This window comes from Aeromonas sp. MTB, assembly GCF_056632455.1.
In genome coordinates this window covers 4,105,895-4,125,334 of record NZ_CP147026.1, presented here as the reverse complement: position 1 = coordinate 4,125,334, position 19,440 = coordinate 4,105,895, and the positions used below count along the sequence as shown (strand labels likewise).

Annotated in this window: 16 protein-coding genes and 1 riboswitch; of the genes, 14 read left to right on the top strand and 2 right to left on the bottom strand. The window is 59.0% G+C overall.

What is annotated here, in order from left to right; translation table 11 throughout:
• Positions 1-4: 4 nt before the first annotated feature.
• The 10 genes from aerA to WBR25_RS18825 all read left to right on the top strand — a co-directional run bounded on the left by aerA (position 5) and on the right by WBR25_RS18825 (position 15,141).
• Positions 5-1,468, top strand: a complete 1,464-nt coding sequence (aerA, locus tag WBR25_RS18870) for an aerolysin AerA (protein WP_479749920.1) — start codon at positions 5-7, stop codon at positions 1,466-1,468.
• 270 nt (positions 1,469-1,738) lie between these two features.
• Positions 1,739-1,851, top strand: a riboswitch (TPP riboswitch).
• Between the two features lie 280 nt (positions 1,852-2,131).
• A complete protein-coding gene (gene thiC, locus WBR25_RS18865; protein WP_330847676.1) occupies positions 2,132-4,123 on the top strand; it encodes a phosphomethylpyrimidine synthase ThiC in 1,992 nt (663 codons plus the stop codon).
• Entirely contained in the window at positions 4,120-5,727 is a 1,608-nt protein-coding gene (gene thiE, locus WBR25_RS18860; RefSeq protein WP_479748927.1) for a thiamine phosphate synthase, read from the top strand. Before thiC ends, thiE begins: the two co-directional genes overlap by 4 nt.
• Complete coding sequence (locus WBR25_RS18855) at positions 5,717-6,493, top strand: HesA/MoeB/ThiF family protein (protein ID WP_479748925.1); 777 nt, start codon at positions 5,717-5,719, stop codon at positions 6,491-6,493. Before thiE ends, WBR25_RS18855 begins: the two co-directional genes overlap by 11 nt.
• Positions 6,490-6,696, top strand: coding sequence for a sulfur carrier protein ThiS (gene thiS, locus WBR25_RS18850; protein ID WP_479748923.1), 207 nt, complete (start codon positions 6,490-6,492; stop codon positions 6,694-6,696). The genes WBR25_RS18855 and thiS overlap by 4 nt, the downstream gene beginning before the upstream one ends.
• 85 nt (positions 6,697-6,781) lie before the next feature.
• A complete protein-coding gene (locus WBR25_RS18845) occupies positions 6,782-7,549 on the top strand; it encodes a thiazole synthase (RefSeq protein ID WP_479748921.1) in 768 nt (255 codons plus the stop codon).
• A gap of 35 nt (positions 7,550-7,584) precedes the next feature.
• Positions 7,585-8,802 carry a 2-iminoacetate synthase ThiH gene (gene thiH, locus WBR25_RS18840; protein WP_479749919.1) on the top strand — a complete coding sequence of 406 codons (1,218 nt, stop codon included), beginning with the start codon at positions 7,585-7,587 and terminating at the stop codon, positions 8,800-8,802.
• Positions 8,803-9,369: 567 nt separating this feature from the next.
• Positions 9,370-13,383 carry an NACHT domain-containing protein gene (locus WBR25_RS18835; protein ID WP_479748919.1) on the top strand — a complete coding sequence of 1,338 codons (4,014 nt, stop codon included), beginning with the start codon at positions 9,370-9,372 and terminating at the stop codon, positions 13,381-13,383.
• A 224-nt stretch (positions 13,384-13,607) separates the two neighbouring features.
• The gene (gene ybaK / locus WBR25_RS18830; protein ID WP_021231249.1) at positions 13,608-14,072 is read left to right on the top strand and encodes a Cys-tRNA(Pro) deacylase; all 465 of its coding nucleotides are present in this window, start codon (positions 13,608-13,610) and stop codon (positions 14,070-14,072) included.
• 184 nt (positions 14,073-14,256) lie between these two features.
• Positions 14,257-15,141 (top strand): hypothetical protein, encoded by an 885-nt coding sequence (locus WBR25_RS18825; RefSeq protein WP_479748917.1) that lies wholly within the window; start codon positions 14,257-14,259, stop codon positions 15,139-15,141.
• On the opposite strand, the gene WBR25_RS18820 is transcribed toward WBR25_RS18825, so the two are convergent.
• Positions 15,135-16,019: a LysR family transcriptional regulator gene (locus WBR25_RS18820; RefSeq protein ID WP_005336083.1), complete on the bottom strand. Its 885-nt coding sequence runs from the start codon at positions 16,017-16,019 to the stop codon at positions 15,135-15,137. The two genes, WBR25_RS18825 and WBR25_RS18820, sit on opposite strands and share 7 nt — an antisense overlap.
• A 134-nt stretch (positions 16,020-16,153) precedes the next feature.
• Here WBR25_RS18820 and WBR25_RS18815 point away from each other — a divergent pair, with 134 nt between their 5' ends.
• The 3 genes from WBR25_RS18815 to WBR25_RS18805 all read left to right on the top strand — a co-directional run bounded on the left by WBR25_RS18815 (position 16,154) and on the right by WBR25_RS18805 (position 18,211).
• Complete coding sequence (locus tag WBR25_RS18815; RefSeq protein ID WP_139740561.1) at positions 16,154-16,555, top strand: CidA/LrgA family protein; 402 nt, start codon at positions 16,154-16,156, stop codon at positions 16,553-16,555.
• Entirely contained in the window at positions 16,548-17,237 is a 690-nt protein-coding gene (locus WBR25_RS18810) for an LrgB family protein (protein WP_206901011.1), read from the top strand. The genes WBR25_RS18815 and WBR25_RS18810 overlap by 8 nt, the downstream gene beginning before the upstream one ends.
• Positions 17,238-17,311: 74 nt before the next feature.
• The gene (locus tag WBR25_RS18805; RefSeq protein ID WP_043822030.1) at positions 17,312-18,211 is read left to right on the top strand and encodes a hypothetical protein; all 900 of its coding nucleotides are present in this window, start codon (positions 17,312-17,314) and stop codon (positions 18,209-18,211) included.
• Positions 18,212-18,297: 86 nt separating this feature from the next.
• On the opposite strand, the gene WBR25_RS18800 is transcribed toward WBR25_RS18805, so the two are convergent.
• Entirely contained in the window at positions 18,298-18,426 is a 129-nt protein-coding gene (locus WBR25_RS18800; protein ID WP_270905472.1) for a hypothetical protein, read from the bottom strand.
• Between the two features lie 63 nt (positions 18,427-18,489).
• On the opposite strand from WBR25_RS18800, the gene WBR25_RS18795 reads away from it, so the two are divergent.
• Positions 18,490-19,353, top strand: a complete 864-nt coding sequence (locus WBR25_RS18795; protein WP_005357796.1) for a patatin-like phospholipase family protein — start codon at positions 18,490-18,492, stop codon at positions 19,351-19,353.
• Positions 19,354-19,440: the final 87 nt, after the last annotated feature.

Here is a 19,440-nt window from a genome sequence, read left to right as displayed (position 1 = left end):
AATGATGAATAGAATAATTACCGCCAATCTGGCGTTTTTGGCGTCTTCATTGATGCTCGCTCAGGTGCAGGCGGCTGAACCTGTCTACCCTGATCAGGTCAAGTGGGCGGGTCTTGGCACGGGCGTCTGTGCCAGTGGTTACCGTCCTCTGACCCGTGATGAAGCCATGAGTATCAAGGGTAATCTGGTCAGCCGCATGGGGCAGTGGCAGATCACCGGGCTGGCTGATCGCTGGGTGATTATGGGGTCGGGATATAATGGCGAAATCAAACAGGGCACTGCCGGAGAAACCTGGTGTTATCCCAATTCACCGGTTTCCGGAGAAATACCAACACTCTCTGACTGGAATATTCCGGCGGGTGATGAGGTCGATGTGCAATGGCGGCTTGTCCACGACAATGATTATTTTATCAAGCCAGTCAGTTATCTCGCCCATTATTTGGGATACGCCTGGGTGGGTGGAAATCATAGCCCCTATGTCGGGGAAGATATGGATGTTACCCGGGTTGGCGATGGCTGGCTGATAAAGGGAAATAATGACGGCGGTTGCTCCGGATATCGTTGCGGGGAGAAGAGCTCCATCAAGGTAAGCAACTTCTCATATACCCTGGAACCCGACTCCTTCAGCCATGGTCAGGTCACCGAGAGCGGCAAGCAGCTGGTCAAGACCATCACGGCCAATGCGACCAACTACACGGATCTGCCTCAGCAGGTGGTGGTGACCCTGAAGTACGACAAGGCCACCAACTGGTCGAAAACCGATACCTACAGCCTGAGCGAGAAGGTGACCACCAAGAACAAGTTTCAGTGGCCGCTGGTGGGTGAAACCGAACTGGCTATCGAGATCGCTGCGAGCCAGAGCTGGGCTTCCCAGAAAGGAGGCTCGACGACCGAGACCGTCTCGGTTGAAGCGCGCCCCACGGTGCCGCCTCACTCCAGCCTGCCGGTGCGGGTTGCCCTCTACAAGTCCAACATCTCCTACCCCTACGAGTTCAAGGCCGAGGTCAATTATGACCTGACCATGAAGGGCTTCCTGCGTTGGGGCGGCAATGCCTGGTATACCCATCCGGAGAATCGCCCCACCTGGGAGCACACCTTTGCCGTCGGCCCGTTCCGCGACAAGGCGAGCAGCATCCGCTACCAGTGGGACAAGCGTTATATCCCGGGTGAAGTGAAGTGGTGGGACTGGAACTGGACCATCAGCGAGTATGGTTTGTCGACCATGCAAAATAACCTGGGTCGTGTGCTGCGCCCGATCCGTTCGGCGGTGACCGGTGACTTCTATGCCGAGAGCCAGTTTGCCGGCGATATCGAAATCGGTCAGCCCCAGACTCGTTCCGCGGCCTCTGCCCAGTTGCGTAACGCCTCTGCTGAAGGTGTGGCTCTGACTGGTGTGGATCTGGATCAGGAGGCCCTTGCCAACGAAGGATTTGGCAATGTATCCCTGACCATAGTTCCGGTTCAATAACCTCCCTCGCAGGCCCCTTTCATAGGGGCCTGTTTCTGTTCTGCGCAAGACGATACACTTGCCCTGCGCCCCTCGATTTTCCCTCTTTTTCTCCTCTTGTCCCTGAGTGATCACAGCGGGAACCTGTGGTGTGCCAAGGTGATGCCAACGCAGGTTTGACCTCTGTTTGGGGTGGCCCCGTGAGCGAGCATCGTTCACTCATTTGTTGAAAGAGGCGTGTTGGCCAGATTGTTAACGGCTTGTGCTTTAAATTTTCCCCCTTATACTGGCGCCATCTTGTCGGAGTGCTGACCGTCGAACGACGCGAAGCTGAGACCGTTAATTCGGGATCCGTGGAACCTGATCAGGTTAAAACCTGCGAAGGGAACAAGGGTAACTTGCGGGTTACCGCGCCGGGGGAGGAACAAGCCTCTTCCGCTCATCGAAGGGATCACCCTTGATGGGTCAGGGCGCACAGGAGGGAGTCTGTCCCGTCCGGTTGTCCAGCACGTGGGGCGCCTTGCCCACAGCATGCAGAGAGCGGGAAGGGGCGGTACAGCGGCGCGGAGATCCATCCCGCACGCACTCCCTCCCGAGATAAACACCCCGCCGCAAGTTCATCTTCTCCTCGAACTCCAGACAAGCAAATACCCATAACTTCAACCAGTTAATGTGAGTTTTGCTATGTCTACTTCTGTATCTGATACTGCCAAATCCAGCCGCCGCGAGCAGCGTTCCAGCGCTCAGGCCTTTATCGACAGCCTCAAGGGGATGGCTCACCCCAACTCCCGCCGCATCTTTATCGAAGGCTCCCGCGCCGATATCCGTGTCCCGCTGCGGGAGATCCAGCTGGCCGACACCTTCGTCGGCGGCACCAAAGAGGCTCCTCAGTTCGAGCCCAACGAGCCGGTGCCGGTCTACGACACCTCGGGCCGTTACGGGGAGGAGGGGGTCGCCATCGACGTGCGCCGCGGCCTGCCGCGCCTGCGGGAGAACTGGGTGCTGGAGCGTGATGATACCGACGAACTGCCGGGGCTCAGCTCCACCTTCACTCAGGAGCGGCTGGCCGACGAGGGGCTGGATCACCTGCGCTTCGAGCATCTGCCGAAACCGCGTCGTGCCAAACCGGGCCGCCGGGTCACCCAGCTCCACTACGCCCGCGCCGGTATCGTCACCCCCGAGATGGAATTTATCGCCATTCGCGAGAACATGGGGCGCGAGCGGGTGCGCTCCGAACTGCTGCGCACCCAGCATCCGGGCCGCGATTTTGGTGCCCGTTTGCCCCAGAACATCACCCCCGAATTTGTGCGCGATGAGGTGGCCGCCGGTCGCGCTATTATCCCCAGCAACATCAACCACCCGGAAGCGGAGCCGATGATCATCGGCCGCAATTTTCTGGTGAAGATCAACGCCAACATCGGCAACTCGGCGGTCACCTCCAGCATCGAAGAGGAGGTAGAGAAGCTGGTCTGGTCGACCCGCTGGGGCGCCGACACCGTGATGGATCTCTCCACCGGCCGCTATATCCACGAGACCCGCGAGTGGATCCTGCGCAACAGCCCGGTGCCCATCGGTACCGTGCCCATCTATCAGGCGCTGGAGAAGACCAACGGCATCGCCGAAGACCTCACCTGGGAGCTGTTCCGCGATACCCTGCTGGAGCAGGCCGAGCAGGGGGTGGACTACTTCACCATCCATGCCGGCGTCCTGCTGCGCTTCGTGCCCATGACCGCCAAGCGCCTCACCGGCATCGTGTCGCGCGGCGGCAGCATCATGGCCAAGTGGTGCCTCTCCCACCACAAGGAGAACTTCCTCTACCAGCACTTTCGCGAAATCTGCGAGATCTGCGCCGCTTATGACGTGGCGCTGTCGCTGGGCGACGGTCTGCGTCCGGGCTCAGTCTATGACGCCAACGACGAGGCTCAGTTCGCCGAGCTGCGCACCCTGGGTGAGCTGACCAAGATCGCGTGGGAGTATGACGTTCAGGTGATGATAGAGGGCCCCGGCCACGTGCCCATGCACATGATCGAGCGCAACATGACCGAGCAGCTGGAGCACTGCCACGAGGCGCCGTTCTATACGCTGGGCCCGCTCACCACCGACATCGCGCCCGGTTACGATCACTTCACCTCCGGCATCGGCGCCGCGCTCATCGGCTGGTACGGCTGTGCCATGCTCTGCTACGTCACCCCCAAGGAGCATCTGGGGCTGCCCAACAAGGAGGATGTGAAGCAGGGGCTGATTACCTACAAGATCGCCGCCCACGCCGCCGATCTGGCCAAGGGTCACCCGGGCGCCCAGATCCGCGACAACGCCATGTCCAAGGCGCGCTTCGAGTTCCGCTGGGAGGATCAGTTCAATCTGGCGCTCGATCCCGACACCGCTCGCGCCTACCACGACGAAACCCTGCCGCAGGAGTCCGGCAAGGTGGCCCACTTCTGCTCCATGTGCGGGCCCAAGTTCTGCTCCATGAAGATCACTCAGGACGTGCGTGACTATGCCGCAAAGCTTGAAGCGGTGGAGATCAAGCTGGTCGGCATGGATGGCCAACAGGAGCAGGTAGTGGCTCAGGTGGAGAGCGGCATGGCCCGCATGGCGGAAACCTTCAAGGAGACCGGTGGCGAGATCTACCATCAGGCGGCGGCACTGAAACAGGCCGCAGGGGAGGAGGCGTGAGCAGCGCAAGCGGGGCTGTCAGCCCCGCCGATCTGCCGCCTGTGACCGACTCCCGCCCGGTTGTCTGGACCATCGCCGGTTCAGACTCCGGCGGTGGCGCCGGCATTCAGGCCGACTTGCACACATTGCACGACCTTGGCGTGCACGGCTGTTCGGTTATCTCCGCCATCACCGCCCAGAACTCGGTGGCGGTGAAGATGGTTGACCCAGTACTGATGCAGACCTTCACCGCCCAGATCGACGCCCTCGGCGTCGATTTGCCGCCCGCCGCCATCAAGATCGGCCTGCTGCCAACTCGGCTTCACGTCGAGGTGCTGGCCCGCCGACTGGCGGCCATCGAGGCGCCCTTCGTGGTCTACGATCCGGTGGCCATCGCCAGCAGCGGCACCCCGATGGCGGAGCCCAATATGCTGGAGGCGGTGCGCGAACAGCTGCTGCCACGTCTGTCGCTCATCACCCCCAACGGCCCCGAACTGGAAGCCCTGACCGGCATTCCTGCGACCAGCCCTGTGCTGGTGCGCTTCGCTGCCCAGCGGCTGCGCGAACTCGGCGCCAGCGCCGTGCTGGTCAAGGGCGGCCATCTGGGTTGGAGCGGTGAGCTCTGCCTCGACTACTACCAGGACGAGACCCGCGAATTCTGGCTGGCGGCGCCGCGCCTGAATACCCGCCACGGCCACGGCACCGGCTGCTGCTACGCCAGCGCCATCGCCGCCGTGGTGGCGCAGGATTATCCGGTAGAGGACGCCATCACACTGGCTCGCGCCTACCTGCAACAGGGGCTGGCGGCAGCGCAGGGAGTGGGCGCGGGCCCGGGGCCCATCGCCCATCTCGGCTGGCCCGCCGAGATGGCTCACTTCCCTCGCGCCGTGCTGGCAGGCTCAACCCTCGATCGCCGCTTCGGATTGTATGAAACAAGCCGCGCCCGCCTGCCGCAGGGCCCCTTCGCGCCGACCGAACACAACCTCGGCCTCTATCCGGTGGTCGATTCGGTCAAGTGGCTGCGTCGCCTGCTGGGGCTGGGGGTCAAGACCATCCAGCTGCGGATCAAGAATCTGCCCGCCGCTCAGGTGGCACCGGCCATTCGCGATGCGGTAGAGCTCGGTCGCCGCCATGGGGCGCGGCTCTTTATCAACGACTACTGGCAGCAGGCCATCGAGGCGGGCGCCTGGGGCGTGCATCTGGGGCAGGAGGATATGGAGACCGCCGATCTCGCCGCTATTCAGGCGGCCGGGCTGCGCCTTGGCATCTCCACCCACGGCTACTTCGAGCTGATGCGAGCCCGCGAGCTGGCCCCCTCCTATATGGCGCTCGGCCATATCTTCCCGACCAACACCAAGGCGATGCCTTCGCGCCCGCAGGGGCTGGTGCGGCTGCACCGCTACCGCGCCCTGATGGCGGAGTGGCCGACGGTGGCCATCGGTGGTATCAGCGAGGAGCGGGTGGCGGCGGTCAAGGGGAGTGGGGTCGGCAGCATTGCGCTGGTCTCGGCTATCACTGCCAGCGATGACTGGCAGGGGGCGACCGAGCGGCTGCTCGCTGCCGTGGGAGCGGGGGATGAGCCGCGCTCGGCCACCGTTATACAGGAGGCAGAACATGCGCTCTGATGTCGCTTCTCTTAGTGACAAAGAGTATCTGCGATACGGCCGCCAGCTGATGCTGGCGGAAGTGGGGGAGGCGGGTCAGGCGCGGCTGAAAGATAAGTCCGTGCTGATCGTGGGCTTGGGCGGGCTTGGCTCACCGCTAGCCCTCTATCTGGCTGGCGCCGGGGTGGGCACCTTGTGGCTGGCCGATGGCGATACGGTCGATTCCAGCAACTTGCCGCGCCAGATCCTGTTCGATAGCGAGGCGGTCAACCACTCCAAGGCGGAGCTGGCCCGCGAGCGGTTGGCCGCCCACAACCCGCTGGTGGAGCTGATTGCCATCAACCAGCGACTCGATGCCGCCAGCCTGCCGGAGTTTGTGGCCGAGGTAGATCTGGTGATCGACTGCTGCGACAACCTCGCCACCCGCCAGGCCATCAACGCCGCCTGCGTGGCTCAGGGCAAGCCCTGGATCTCCGCCGCCGCGGTGGGTTGGCAGGGGCAGCTGATGGCGCGCACCAGCAGCGATCACGCCTGCTACGCCTGCCTCTATCCGCTGGATACCAAGCTCGCCCAGAGCTGCGAGACCAGCGGCGTCACCGGCCCGCTGGTCGGAGTGATGGGCTCTTTGCAGGCGCTGGAGGCACTGAAACTGCTGCTCGGGATGCCGAGCCCGGTCGCCAGCACCCTGCGCCGTTTCGATGCTTTGACCCATCAGTGGCAGACCCTCACTCTGGCTCCCGACCCCGATTGCCCGGTTTGCGGCTTGAACAAGGAGATCACCCCATGACCTTGACCATTCGACTCAACGATAAAGCCCAGCCACTGACGGCAGGGCAGAGCGTGGCCGACCTGCTGGCGGCGCAAGACGTTAATCCAAAGGGTGTGGCGGTGGCCCTTAACGGCGCCGTGTTGCCCCGTGGCCGCTGGGCCGAGACCCGTCTCAATGACGGGGACGAACTCCACCTCTTTACAGCCATTGCCGGAGGCTGACCCATGATGCTCACAGTCCCATCTTCGAGCGTTCTGTCTTGCGGCGGGGCCTCATCTCTTCTTATCGCAGTGGCAGGAGGCTGACATGCTGACAATTGCCGATCACACCTTCTCATCGCGTCTCTTTACCGGCACCGGCAAGTTTGCCCGACCGGAACTGATGGCCGCCGCCATCGAGGCGAGTGGCTCCCAGCTTGTCACCATGGCCATCAAGCGGCTTGAACCGGGCAAGGCCCACGACGATATCCTGAGCCCCTTGCTGCAACTCGGGGTCAAGCTGCTGCCCAACACCTCCGGCGCCAAGACCGCCGCCGAGGCGGTGTTTGCCGCCCATCTCGCCCGCGAGGCGCTGGGGACGAACTGGCTGAAGCTGGAGATCCACCCCGATCCTCGTTACCTCTTGCCCGATCCCATCGAGACGCTCAAAGCCGCCGAGCTGCTGGTGAAAGAGGGCTTTGTGGTGCTGCCCTACTGCGGCGCCGACCCGGTGCTCTGCAAGCGGCTGGAAGAGGTGGGCTGCGCCGCCGTGATGCCACTCGGCGCTCCCATCGGTTCCAATCAGGGGCTGGTGACCCGGGAGTTTCTCTCCATCATCGTCGAGCAGGCCAATGTGCCTGTGGTGGTGGATGCGGGCATAGGTGCGCCGAGCCACGCGGCCGCCGCCTTTGAGCTGGGCGCCGATGCCGTGCTGGTCAACACCGCCATCGCGGTGAGCGGCGACCCGGTCGCCATGGGCCGCGCCTTTGCGCTGGCCTGCACCGCCGGGCGCAGCGCTTATGAAGCTGGTCTCGGCGCCCGCGCCCTGCAGGCCCAAGCCTCCAGCCCGCTCACCGATTTTCTGGGGGCGTTATGAATCATGATGCTGGCTCGGGGCAAGAGCCAATCGCCATGTCCTCTTTCTCGGTTTCTCCCGAGGCGGATGTGTTTAGCCCCCCTCTCGGCTCTTCACAAAATAAGGGAGAGGAGTTGGGGGTTGGGGCTAAGGAGCCTACCTTTCTCGACCGATGGCAGGAGCTGGAGTGGGACGATATCGGCATGCAGATCCGCGCCAAAACTGCCGCCGACGTGGCGCGAGCGCTAAGCGCACCGCGCCGCACCCTGAGCGATTTTATGGCGCTGATCTCCCCAGCCGCCGAGGCGTATCTGCCGCAGATGGCGGCCGAGGCCGAGCGGCTCACCCGTCAGCGTTTTGGCAACACCATCGGCTTCTATGTGCCGCTCTATCTGTCGAACCTCTGCGCCAACGACTGCACCTACTGCGGCTTCTCCATGAGCAACCGCCTCAAGCGCAAGACCCTGAATGCAGAGGAGATTGAGCGCGAGTGTCTGGCCATCAAGGCGCGCGGTTTTGACAGCGTGCTGCTGGTGACCGGCGAGCACGAGCACAAGGTGGGGCTCGCCTATTTTCGCGAGGTGATGCCCATCATCCGCCGCCACTTCAGCACGGTAGGGATGGAGGTTCAGCCCCTCTCGCAGGCCGACTATGCCGAACTGAAGAGCCTCGGCCTCGACGCCGTTATGGTCTATCAGGAGACCTACCACGCCCCCACCTACGCCCGCCACCATCTGCGCGGCAACAAGCGGGACATCGCGTGGCGCCTCGCCACGCCGGATCGGCTCGGCCGCGCCGGTATTGACAAAATCGGGTTGGGGGCGCTGATCGGTCTATCCTCGGACTGGCGCGCCGACAGCTACTTTGTTGCCGAGCATCTGAGCTGGCTTGAGCGTCACCACTGGCAGAGCCGCTACTCGCTCTCCTTTCCGCGCCTGCGCCCCTGCACCGGTGGGCTGGAGCCTGCCGTAGTCATGTCGGATCGCCAGCTGGCCCAGCTTATCTGCGCCTGGCGCCTCTTCTCGCCCACGCTGGACTTGTCCCTCTCGACCCGCGAATCGGCCACCTTTCGCAACGGTGCGGTGCGCCTTGGCATCACCCAGATGTCGGCCGAGTCGCGCACCCAGCCGGGGGGCTATGCCGAAGGGGATAAAGAGGAGTTGGAGCAGTTCGCCATCCACGACGACCGCCCGGTGGGGGAAGTGGCCGCCGCCGTCCGGCAGGCGGGGTTGCAGCCGGTGTTCAAGGACTGGGAACCCTTCTTGGGCCGATAGGGGCGGCCACGCCCCCTTTGCTGGTGGCATCCCGGCGTCCAGCCAGACTCCGTGCCTGTGGCAAGCAGGCACGGCTGCGCCGTGCAATCGTAGGGTCGATTAGCCGGTAGGCGTAATCGTCCGGGGGATAGTCGATGGCACGGCTTCGCCGTGCAGGACGCGAGGCCGCTGGCCTCGAAGGGGTTTCGCCCGCCCTTCGGGCCGGGGCGAGTGACTTTGGAAAGACCCAAAGTCACCAAAGGTCTTCTCCCCGCTTATTCGCCCGACTTCGTCGGGTTCCTTCGGCTCACCCGCTTGTCCGACGGCACGCGGCGACGGGCCATCCATGGCCCGGCGCCGCTCGCTCGACATCCTGTCTCGCGGCCTGGACAAGCGTGCTCGCCTCAGCGAATAAGAGGGGGGGGCAATGCCGATCTGACTTATGTGACTCCTCCTAACATTTATGGGGAAATCACTCCAACTATTTGATAAATAGCGTAGTATCGGAAATAACTGACTCTGGATGAGGCTTTCAAACTAGCGAAGAAAGACCCTCAAGCGATTCCAATACACAGGTTTCTTGTTCCTATGACGTCGACGTTTTACCTCCCGCGCAAGCTTTCTAGTGATAGCCAGATATACACAGAAGCAGAGCTATTGGCTGCTTCGAAGTTTGTTGTCGTCTTGGCGGAGCCTGGTGGGGGAAAAACCGAGCTGATGGAAAGTCTTGCGCGGCAGTTGGGGACAAAAGCCGTAACCGCAACCCGATTCCGGCATATGGGGGCAGAGGTAGAAAATAGTCCACAGGTGATCGATGCATTCGATGAACTGGCCAAGATAGATCAGTCAGGAATTCACTTAGTTCTAGCTAATGCCTGTAAGGCAAAAGCAACGCGAGTCATCATTTCAAGCCGCTCCAGTGAGTGGAGCAATGCAGATACCCAGTCATTCGGCGAGTTTTTTGGGGTGCAACCTCTGGTCGTCAGGCTGTATGAATTTGATGAGAGCGACCAGCAAGCTATTTTCCTGCATCACTACCCAGAAGAGGACTTCATCGCCTTTCGTTCAGAGGTAATTCGATTTGAACTGGAGCCATTACTACCCAATCCACTGTTCCTGCAACTGTTTGCGGGTGCCTATATTGAGAGCGATAGACATTTCATCGACAAGCGATCCATTTTCAGCACGGCAGTCGAGCGTCTGGCCAAAGAGGCCAACTCCAGAGTCAAGAGCGCAGCCCACTCTCTGACCTCACAACAAAAAATTGAATTGGCAGCAGAAGTATTCGCCAAGCTACTGTTGTCTGGGGCTGAGGGGGTCAGTACCCAAGATGCTACGGCAGACCGGACCTACCCGACGCTGGCATCATTGCTTCACGCTATCGCTTCCAGAAACGACATTCTGGCAACCCAGCTCTTTAAACCTGGTGAGCGAGTGGATCTGCATCGTCCAGTGCATAAGATCGTTGCCGAATATTGCGCAGCGCACTATCTGACTCAACGGATTGCGGATCCAACCAAACCACTGATGCTTGCAAGCTGTTTCGCCGTCATCGCACCCAACAATACGGTGCGAGATGAATTACGGGGGCTATTGGGCTGGATGGCGGCACTGGGTGACCGAGCTATACAGGAAGAGGCCATCAGGATCGACCCTTATGCTGTGCTGGCCAACGGAGATCCTTCCCAATTGCTTCCTGGTTCAAAACGAATGCTGCTGGCGCAATTGAGGAAATTTGCAGCTCAAGATCCCTACTTCAGGCGTGGTGATTACTGGCGCAGGTTCAGCATCGCTGGTTTCTTCACGCAGGATGTGGCAGACGAACTAAAGCGACTGTTAGCAACTGGTGATGAAGGACATTTGCGCGACTTGATTCTTGAATTGCTGGCGGGATCTTCGGCAATAGACTCACTGCAAGATGAATTGCACCAACTCGCATTAGCTTCGCAAGAAAACGCCCATACACGTATTCTGGCAACGAGATGCTTGCTCAAGATAACCGGCCGCGATCACCACGCAGACTTGGCCAATCTTATTGCAGAAGCGAGTGGGGTCTCGCTGGAGATCGCGGCAGAAATCATTATTACGCTAGGTTATCAAACCTTTGAAAAGAAATTTTTGTCTGAATTTCTTTGTATATGCGCAACGCTTTATCCTGGTCACCAAGTGCGAGAACGTACCATAGGTGCTCGCTATTTTATAAAAAAATTCATTGCCGAGGTTGATTTGTTAACTACCGAGTGGTTGTTGGATGAATTGACCAGATACCTTGCCTGCCATTGTGGCAAAAAATACTACGATTGTGATTGTCTAAATGGTATAAGTAAAGTTGTCGGTTTACTTCTTGATCATTATTTTAAAATAGCTCTGGCACCATTTAATCCTGTGAGGGTCTGGGGATGGATTGAAAATTTGAGATTTCACAAGAGTAAACGCCAGGATGAAAGTCACGCCGTTAAAGTTCTCTGTAAAAATAATGACTTACGGCAAGGTATATTTTTACATGTTTTTTCAAAACTGTACGAAGTTGAAGACATATCCTATGTGCTACGGCATAAATTTGGTCGGTTTTCTCACTCAGGCCTAGTGTTTCAACCTGAGGATTATAAGTTTATAGTCGATTTTTCTTTTGAAATAAACAACCATGTCCTATGGGGTTTTTTCATCAAAACTCATGGTTTTTATTCATTAGCAGAAGCGAAAGAGAGAGAGTCAATAAGACGGCATATGCGCAGGCACGCTTTATTAAAGCCTTCCTTTATGCGCGAATGGATGAGACGTAATCGGGCTGCTGCAACTCAAGCCTATCAAGAAAGAAATGAACCATATGCGCGGCTGGATAGAAAGCAACTCCGCCGTGAACGTAGGCGGCAGTTTGAAGTTCGCTCTGAAAATTTAAAGTTCATACATGACGATGCATTTTCTCTTGAAAGTATTCGTGGGTTTGCAATATTTTCGCATTTTGCCTTCCTCATGTTGATGGAGCCAGAGAATGTAGAGGCTGAGTTTGGTTGTGGTACTAAGCTTCATGGATTGTTGCAAAACTGTTTTGAAATATTGTCTCCAAAAATACCTACATTAGATAGGCTGGCTATCTCATCAGACTTCAATGTTGAAATGGTACTTTATGCAGCAAGCATAGAAACGATGCGTGTTCAAGGGAATCTTAATTCTGTTGAATATCGACTTCTACAAGCTCTTCGTGTAGGTATCTATCGTGGGTATGACTCGATTTCGGAAGAGGAGAATAATAGACTTAAGTCAGAGGTAGATCGCCAGCTATTTCCCGATCTCGGAAGCGCGGAGCGTTTTCTAAGGGAATATATTGAGCCACAACTGGCTCAATCAGGATATATGACTGCTGATGTATGGTTACTTCAGCGTGATGAGGCCTTTAGCCATCTGCGCCCCACTCTTTCTATAGAATGGCTTGTCCGTTTTCCAGAGTTGGCTAATTCACCACTGGACTTACTTTTTGAGATTGCAGCTCAATATGGTAATCGTTATGAATTGAACAAAATTATTATACTACGCTGTGAAGAACTGATGTCAAAGTGGCCTATATTAACTGGCGACGAAGAGATAGAACAGAGACGTACATTCTGGTTAGTACGTGCTTTCTACTTTTTGACCGATATACATGATGGATATTGGAGTTGGTTGAGGAACGATAAGAATACAGTATTTATACTATATGATCTATCAGGACGAATAAACCGCAGTGATCGCCAATATTGGCCCATACTCACATCAAATAAGATTGAGGCTATTCTTGAAGCATTTATAGACCACTGGCCTAAGGTCGTGCTGCCGAATCATTATGGTACTGGGAGCCCTAAAGAAGAGAAAGCATACAGATTTTTGAGTGAGGTGATTTGGTCTATCAACTTTGATGATTCTAGTCATGCTCTACCAGTCCTTAACCGTCTGCTTAAAAACTCCCGCATTTCCGATTTTCATATGGACTTGCAGAGCATCTATGCGACCCAGCTAAGGCGGAGGGCATTGCGAGATTTCACACCTCCGTTGCCACAAGAAATAATCAAGCTACTGGATGGTAATGAAGTCGTCACAGTGGAGGGCTTACGCAAGCTGGTTCTTTATGAGTTGCACCGATATCAACAAGATATCAATGGGGGAGAGTTCAATTCAGCAGAGCGCTTTTACGAGAAAGGTGAAAGGTTGGATGAAGTGCGTTCAACCGAGATCATTGCTGAACGTATCAAGTTGCGCCTTGAGCCGCAGAGCATCACAGTTACACCGGAACATCAGCTAAAAGTTCGAAACCGGAGTGATTTCACTGTCGCCAAAATTATTGGTAGTCGGAGGCGTCTCTTGGTGACTGAGGTCAAAGGGCAATGGCATCGAGAGCTTTACACGGCCGCATCAGCCCAGCTTTATGACCGTTATTCCATCCACCCAGACGCTGAACAGCAAGGCATATTTTTAGTTATCTGGTTTGGTGCGAATGAAGAGGTTGCAGGACGAAAGAAGCACGGTATTGAATCTGCCGAAATGCTGAAATCAAGAATTGAGGATAATCTCCCCGCCGATTTATTAGGACTAATAGACGTGTTTGTATTAGATGTGTCTCGTACATAATCAGCCTAACTGTGGAAAATGAGGTTCGACATGGTGATGAGCGGTGGTTTAGGGACTCCAGCCACTTTGGCCGAGGGGGAAAGGATTGCTGGACTTCACCAAGCGTGCATGGCATGGCGGTCAGTCAATGGCCCTTGCAACTTCCATCCCCCCTTGCATCACCCCAGAGTGAGGCGCAGACTGTTTGGCCTTGTTTTTATGCGATTCGATTCAAGGCAACCATCATGACTCCTGCCATCAACCTGCTGAAGAAGCTCAAAATTCCCCACAAGCTCTACCCCTACGAGTGCGAAGCCCACGACGATTTCGGCAAGCATGCCGCGACCCAGCTCGGGCTGCCGGAGGCGCAGGTGTTCAAGACTCTGGTCGCCCATCACGACAAGCAGGCGGTAGTGGCGATCGTTCCCTCATCCGGCATGTGCAGTCTGAAACAGCTGGCCAAGGCGACCGGTCTCAAGAAGGTGGAGATGATGAAACCGGCGGAAGCGGAGAAGCTGACCGGTTACAAGGTGGGTGGCATCAGCCCGCTGGGCCAGAAGAAATTGTTGCCCACTGTGCTCGACGAGTCGGCGCTGCAGTTTGACGAGATCCTGGTGAGCGGCGGCAAGCGCGGCCTCTCGGTCGGGGTGGCGCCGCAGGATATGCTGACGCTGATGAAGTGGATCGCCGCTCCCATCGGCGAAGAGTAGTGCCGGGCACGGTGTGAACCTGCTCTCCGGGCCGGTGGTGGTCCGGAGGCGATGTGACCCGTGAGGATATCTGCCCGCGCCCTCCTGTTTGTCGTGTTGCTTATCCTTGTCACAGGCCGCGCCACGGAGGGGCACCCACGCTCAGGGCTACACTGAAAGTACCCCTGCAACCAAGGCGCGGTTTATGTCACCCCTGCATCTGCTGGCCACCGCTCTGTTCTGCATGTTGTCGCTGACCGGACAGGCGGCCACCCGGTTTACCCATATCAGCCCGGAGAGCGAGCGGGATCCGCGTACCACTTATGATCGGGAGCTGCTGCGGCTCGCCCTCGACAAGACCCGCGACCAGTTTGGCGACTATCTGCTGGAGCCTGCGCCGCCCATGACCAAGGCGCGCGAGCGGCTCAGCATGCAGCTCGACAGCTATCCCAACCTCTTTGTAATGGACAGCTACAGCAGCACCCGCGAGGATCTGGGGCTCGCCTATGTCCGTTTTCCCATCCATCTGGGGATCGTCAGCTACCGCATCTGTTTTGTCAGCCCGCAGCAAAAGGCGGCGGTGAGCAAAGTGACCGACCTCAAGGGGCTGCGCCAGTTTACCTTCGGTCAGGGCAAGGGGTGGCTGGATGTGGATATCCTGCGCTACGCCGGGATGGAGGTGGTGGAAGTGGAGGGGTACGAAAAGCTGTTCAAAATGGTGGCGCGGGGCCGCTTCGATCTCTTCTGCCGCGGGGTGAGCGAGCTGCGCAGCGAGCAGCTGACCCACAAGGAGATGACGGATCTGCTGGTGGATGATGCGCTGTTGATCTACTACCCGCTGCCCCGGGTTTTCTACACCAATCCCAACAATCGCGAGGCGCTGCAGCGGGTCGAGCGGGGGTTGCAGCTGGCGTGGCAGGATGGCTCGCTACAGGCGCTGTGGCGCAAGAGCTTTGGCCCGGCCATCACCTTTGCCAAACTCTCCCAGCGCCGACTGTTGCGACTGGATAATCCCTTCCTCGACGGGATCAGCTTCGATTACCGCCCCTACTTCTACAATCCGCAGACCGATCGCTTCGGCGATTACTGAGGTGCCTGCCGCTGGCGGCAGAGGGCCAGCCAGGCCTCGGCGGTGCGCGACAGATAGCGCTCGCTCGGCCAGATCACCCCGAGTCGCCAGCTCAGTTCTGGTTCCAGCGGTCGCAGCACCAGACCATCCGGGGTGAGCCGGTTGCAGACCGGCTCCGGCAAAAAGGCGACCCCCATGCCGCTGCGCACCATGGCGGTGAGAAAATCCCACTGGCTGCTGCGCGCCGCCACCTGCGGCACAAAGCCCGCTTCCTGACACGCCTGCTCCAGCCGCTCGCTCAGGGTAAACGCCTGGGTATAGAGCAGGAAGGGCTCCTCTTGCAGGGACTCCAGCCGCAGCGGCGCTTCGCCATGCCAGCGCGGTTGATCCGGCAGCACCACCCGGATCGGGTATTGATCCAGCTCCAGCGCGCTGAGGGCGCCCCCCTCTTTGGTCGGCAGCATGGTGATGGCGAGATCCAGCTCCCCCTCCAGCACCGCCTGTTCGATGCGGCGACCGCCGTACTCCACCAGGGTCAGCTCCACCTTGGGGTAGCGGGTGCGGTAGGCGCGGATCAGATCTGCATAGACGTGACCCACCATGGGGGGAATGCCGAGGGTGAGGCGACCATGTTGCAGGCTCTGCAGATCCGCCAGTTCGGCCTCCAGCTGCTGCATCTCCGCCAAGATGGTCTGGGCACGGTTGAACAGCACCTGGCCGCTGTCGGTCAGGGTGAAGCGGCGCCCTTCCCGGTTGAGCAGGGGTTGGCCCAGCTCCTCTTCGATATTGCGGATCATCTTGCTGATGGTGGGCTGGGTGACGAACAGCTTTTCAGAGGCGCGGGTGAAGCTTTTTTCCCGCACCAGTTCGACAAAATAGCGCAAGGCTCGAATATCCATGGACTCTCTCGACTCGTGTTGGCGGGTACGGGATGAAGTATGCCTATGCGGCATGAATTCGATAATTTTAATTCATTTCTGGCAGGTTTTGCTCAACTCTATACTGTGAGCCGGTTCACAGAAAGACGATGATCATGAAAGCCCTCTGCTTGCGCTGGTTACAGACTCCCTTCCAGATTGTGTTGCTGGCAGCCATCTGGCTGCTGGCCGATACCGCGGTGCGTACCCTCCATCTGCCGCTGCCCGCCAACCTCACCGGCATGCTGTTGCTGCTGGCCTGCATCCTGCTCGGGGTGGTCAAGGCCGAGTGGTTCAGCGCGGGGGCTCGCTGGCTGCTGGCGGAGATGCTGCTCTTCTTCGTGCCCGCCGTGGTGGCGGTGGTCAACTATCAGGATCTGCTGCTGCAGGAGGGGTGGCGCATCATGGTGGTGCTGCTGGTGAGCACCACCCTGGTACTCGGCACCACGGCGCTGGTGGTAGATCGGATTTACCGCCTCGAACTGAAACTGGCCCGCCGGAGTCGTCGTCATGTCTGATACCCTGCTCGGGCTGATCTGCTTCGCCCTCACCCTGCTCTTCTACTACGCCAGCAAATGGCTCTATGGCAAAAAGCGCATTCTGCCGCTGATGCCGCTGCTGCTGGCGCCGACCCTGCTGGTGGCCGTGGTGCTGCTGTTCCACATCCCCTATCAGGACTACATGGCGGAATCCCACTGGCTGCTCTGGCTGCTGGGCCCCGCCACCGTCGCCTTCGCAGTGCCGGTCTACGAGAACCGCCAGCTCATTCGCCGCCACTGGTTGTCGCTGTCGGTGGGGGTGGTTGCTTCCGTCATCATGGCGGTGGGGAGTACCGTGCTGCTGGCTCGCTGGCTGGATCTCTCCGACATGCTGCAACGCAGTCTGGCGATGCGCTCCATCACCACGCCGTTTGCGGTGGAGGCGACCCGCGCCATCGGCGGTCAGAGCGACCTCACCGCGCTGTTTGTGGTGCTGACCGGCGTCATCGGCATGGCGGTGGGGGAGAGCGTGCTCACCGTGCTGGCCATTCGCAGTCGCCTCGGCAAGGGGGCGGGGTTTGGCGCCTCGGCCCACGGCGCCGGCACCGCCAAGGCCTATCAGATGGGTAACGAAGAGGGGGTGGTCTCCAGCATGGTGATGATGATCGCCGGTATGGTGACCGTGCTGCTGGCGCCCCTGCTGGGCCAGCTGTTCTGGTAGGCCGGGCTTCCCTTTAGAAGGCGGCTCGTCCCGGCGCTACACTCTAGTGAGCGTGTATTTCCGGGATGAGCAGTATGACCTTTCATCGCCTCGCTTCCTGCTTGCTGCTGTGTAGTCTTTCCCTCCTTGCCAGTCCCCTACGGGCGAGTGACGTCATCACTCATATCAGCCCCGAAAGCGATCGGGACTTGCGTACCCTCTATTTTCGCGATCTGTTGCAGCTGGCGCTGGAGAAGACCCGCGACAGCTTCGGTGACTACGAGCTGCGAACCGCGCCGCCGATGAACCGTATCCGGATGCGACAGATTGTGCAGACTCAGCAATACCCCAATCTGTTTGTGGCTGACAGTCTGCGCCCGGCCGCAGAGAGCGAAGCGCTGGATTACGTCCGCTTTCCGGTGGAGCTGGGCATCCTCGGTTATCGCATCTGCTTTGTCAGCCCGCAGCAGGCCGACGCGGTGGCAAAGGTCAATACCCTGACCGACCTGCAGCAATTTCTGCACGGGCAGGGACGTGGCTGGCAGGATGCGGAGATCCTGCGTCATGGGGGATTCAAGGTGCAGGAGATCGACGGTTACGAGCGGCTGTTCAAGCTGGTGGCTCGCGGTCGCATCGATCTCTTCTGCCGCGGGGCCAACGAGCTCTTCATCGAGCAGGAGCAGCACAGTGATCTGCCCGGCCTCACCGTGGATCGGCGAGTGGCGCTGCACTATCCCTTCCTCCACCTCTTCTACACCCACAAGGATAATCAGGCCGCCATCCGCCGCCTCTCGGTCGGCCTCAAGCTGGCGTGGCGGGATGGCTCGCTGCAACAGCTCTGGCTGCGCCACTTCAAACCTTCCCTCGAGCAGGCGCAGCTCCCCAGACGCCTGTTGTTCGAGTTGGCCAATCCGCGCCTTGATAAGGTGGACTTTGATTATCGGGCGTACCACTACAACCCCGTCGACGGGACGTTCGGGCCCGGGCTGCCTTGATCCTGATGGTGTTGTTAGCGGATAAAGGGCCGTCTCTACCGATGCGCTTAATCATGCCAAAAAGGCATGTTTTTTATTATTTAAATTCATTTTTTGAAGGTTGGTGCGCTGCATATACTGGTGGTCGCTTCACGGTTCAGGTTTGCCCTTGCACTGCTTCTGGCTTGTGCGAGTGAGCTTGAATCGTCCTGCTGCGGCGTCTTGATGTTCTGCATGAAGGCGTCCATCACTGGGCCGGGATCGATCCCGGCAGGTATTACAGCTGACGGAGCCTTGTTATGTTTAATCCCCACTCTTGTGCCCTGATTGTCGAAGGGGGCGCGATGCGCGGCATCTTTGCCAGCGGCGTGCTCGATGCCTTCGTGGAAAGCCATCACTATCCGTTCGATTTCGTCATGGGCGTCTCGGCCGGTGCCACCAATCTGGTCTCCTATCTGAGCGAGCAGCCGCGCCGCAGTCACCACATCATCACCGAGCTGGCTTGCAGCTCCCGGTTTCTCGATCCCCTGCGTTTCGTCAAAGGGGGCGATCTGGTGGATATCGGCTGGCTGTGGCAGGCCAGTCGCCATCGCTTCCCGCTCGATCTCGACACCTTCTGTGCCCGCGACATTCCCTTCTACGCGGTGGCGACCGATGTGGCGAGCGGCAAGGCCATCTATCTGCCGGTGCGGCCCGACAACATGGATGAGGTGCTGACTGCCACCTGCGCTCTGCCGGTGGTGCAGCACGATACCCCCTGCGTCGATGGTCGCCCGATGGCCGATGGCGGCATCAGCGACTCCATTCCGGTGATCGAGGCCTATCGGCGCGGGGCGCGGCGGATGACGGTGGTGCTCTCGGAACCCTGGGGCTATCGCAAGAAGCCGGCCCGTTTCTGCTGGATGGTCAAAGCCTTGCTGAAAACCCAGCCTGCGCTGGCGCAAGCCATGCTGGAGCGGGATCGCGCCTACAACCGGGCACTCGATTTCATCGCCAATCCCCCTGCCGATTGCGAGATCGAGGTGATCGCGCCACCGGCCGATTTCATGGTTTCCCGTTTTACCCAGGATCCGGTCAAGCTGGAGTCCGGCTATCTGCAGGGTTACTGGCAGGGGCGCCAGAGCCTGCTGCGGGCCCGTGGAGAGGCGCGAGCGGTGGCCTGACTGGTTTGCCGGGTGCTGAATATGATGCGCTGAACATAAAAAGGGGAACCTCGCGGTTCCCCTTTTGCATGCTTGCGCGGCGGCAGC

Bases quoted from the DNA above. Each gene is read 5' to 3' on its own strand.
- aerA (WP_479749920.1), top strand. From the start codon at position 5: ATGAATAGAATAATTACCGCCAATCTGGCGTTTTTGGCGTCTTCATTG.
- thiC (WP_330847676.1), top strand. From the start codon at position 2,132: ATGTCTACTTCTGTATCTGATACTGCCAAATCCAGCCGCCGCGAGCAG.
- WBR25_RS18855 (WP_479748925.1), top strand. From the start codon at position 5,717: ATGCGCTCTGATGTCGCTTCTCTTAGTGACAAAGAGTATCTGCGATAC.
- thiS (WP_479748923.1), top strand. From the start codon at position 6,490: ATGACCTTGACCATTCGACTCAACGATAAAGCCCAGCCACTGACGGCA.
- WBR25_RS18845 (WP_479748921.1), top strand. From the start codon at position 6,782: ATGCTGACAATTGCCGATCACACCTTCTCATCGCGTCTCTTTACCGGC.
- thiH (WP_479749919.1), top strand. From the start codon at position 7,585: ATGTCCTCTTTCTCGGTTTCTCCCGAGGCGGATGTGTTTAGCCCCCCT.
- WBR25_RS18835 (WP_479748919.1), top strand. From the start codon at position 9,370: ATGACGTCGACGTTTTACCTCCCGCGCAAGCTTTCTAGTGATAGCCAG.
- ybaK (WP_021231249.1), top strand. From the start codon at position 13,608: ATGACTCCTGCCATCAACCTGCTGAAGAAGCTCAAAATTCCCCACAAG.
- WBR25_RS18825 (WP_479748917.1), top strand. From the start codon at position 14,257: ATGTCACCCCTGCATCTGCTGGCCACCGCTCTGTTCTGCATGTTGTCG.
- WBR25_RS18820 (WP_005336083.1), bottom strand. From the start codon at position 16,019: ATGGATATTCGAGCCTTGCGCTATTTTGTCGAACTGGTGCGGGAAAAA.
- WBR25_RS18815 (WP_139740561.1), top strand. From the start codon at position 16,154: ATGAAAGCCCTCTGCTTGCGCTGGTTACAGACTCCCTTCCAGATTGTG.
- WBR25_RS18810 (WP_206901011.1), top strand. From the start codon at position 16,548: ATGTCTGATACCCTGCTCGGGCTGATCTGCTTCGCCCTCACCCTGCTC.
- WBR25_RS18805 (WP_043822030.1), top strand. From the start codon at position 17,312: ATGACCTTTCATCGCCTCGCTTCCTGCTTGCTGCTGTGTAGTCTTTCC.
- WBR25_RS18800 (WP_270905472.1), bottom strand. From the start codon at position 18,426: ATGCAGAACATCAAGACGCCGCAGCAGGACGATTCAAGCTCACTCGCA.
- WBR25_RS18795 (WP_005357796.1), top strand. From the start codon at position 18,490: ATGTTTAATCCCCACTCTTGTGCCCTGATTGTCGAAGGGGGCGCGATG.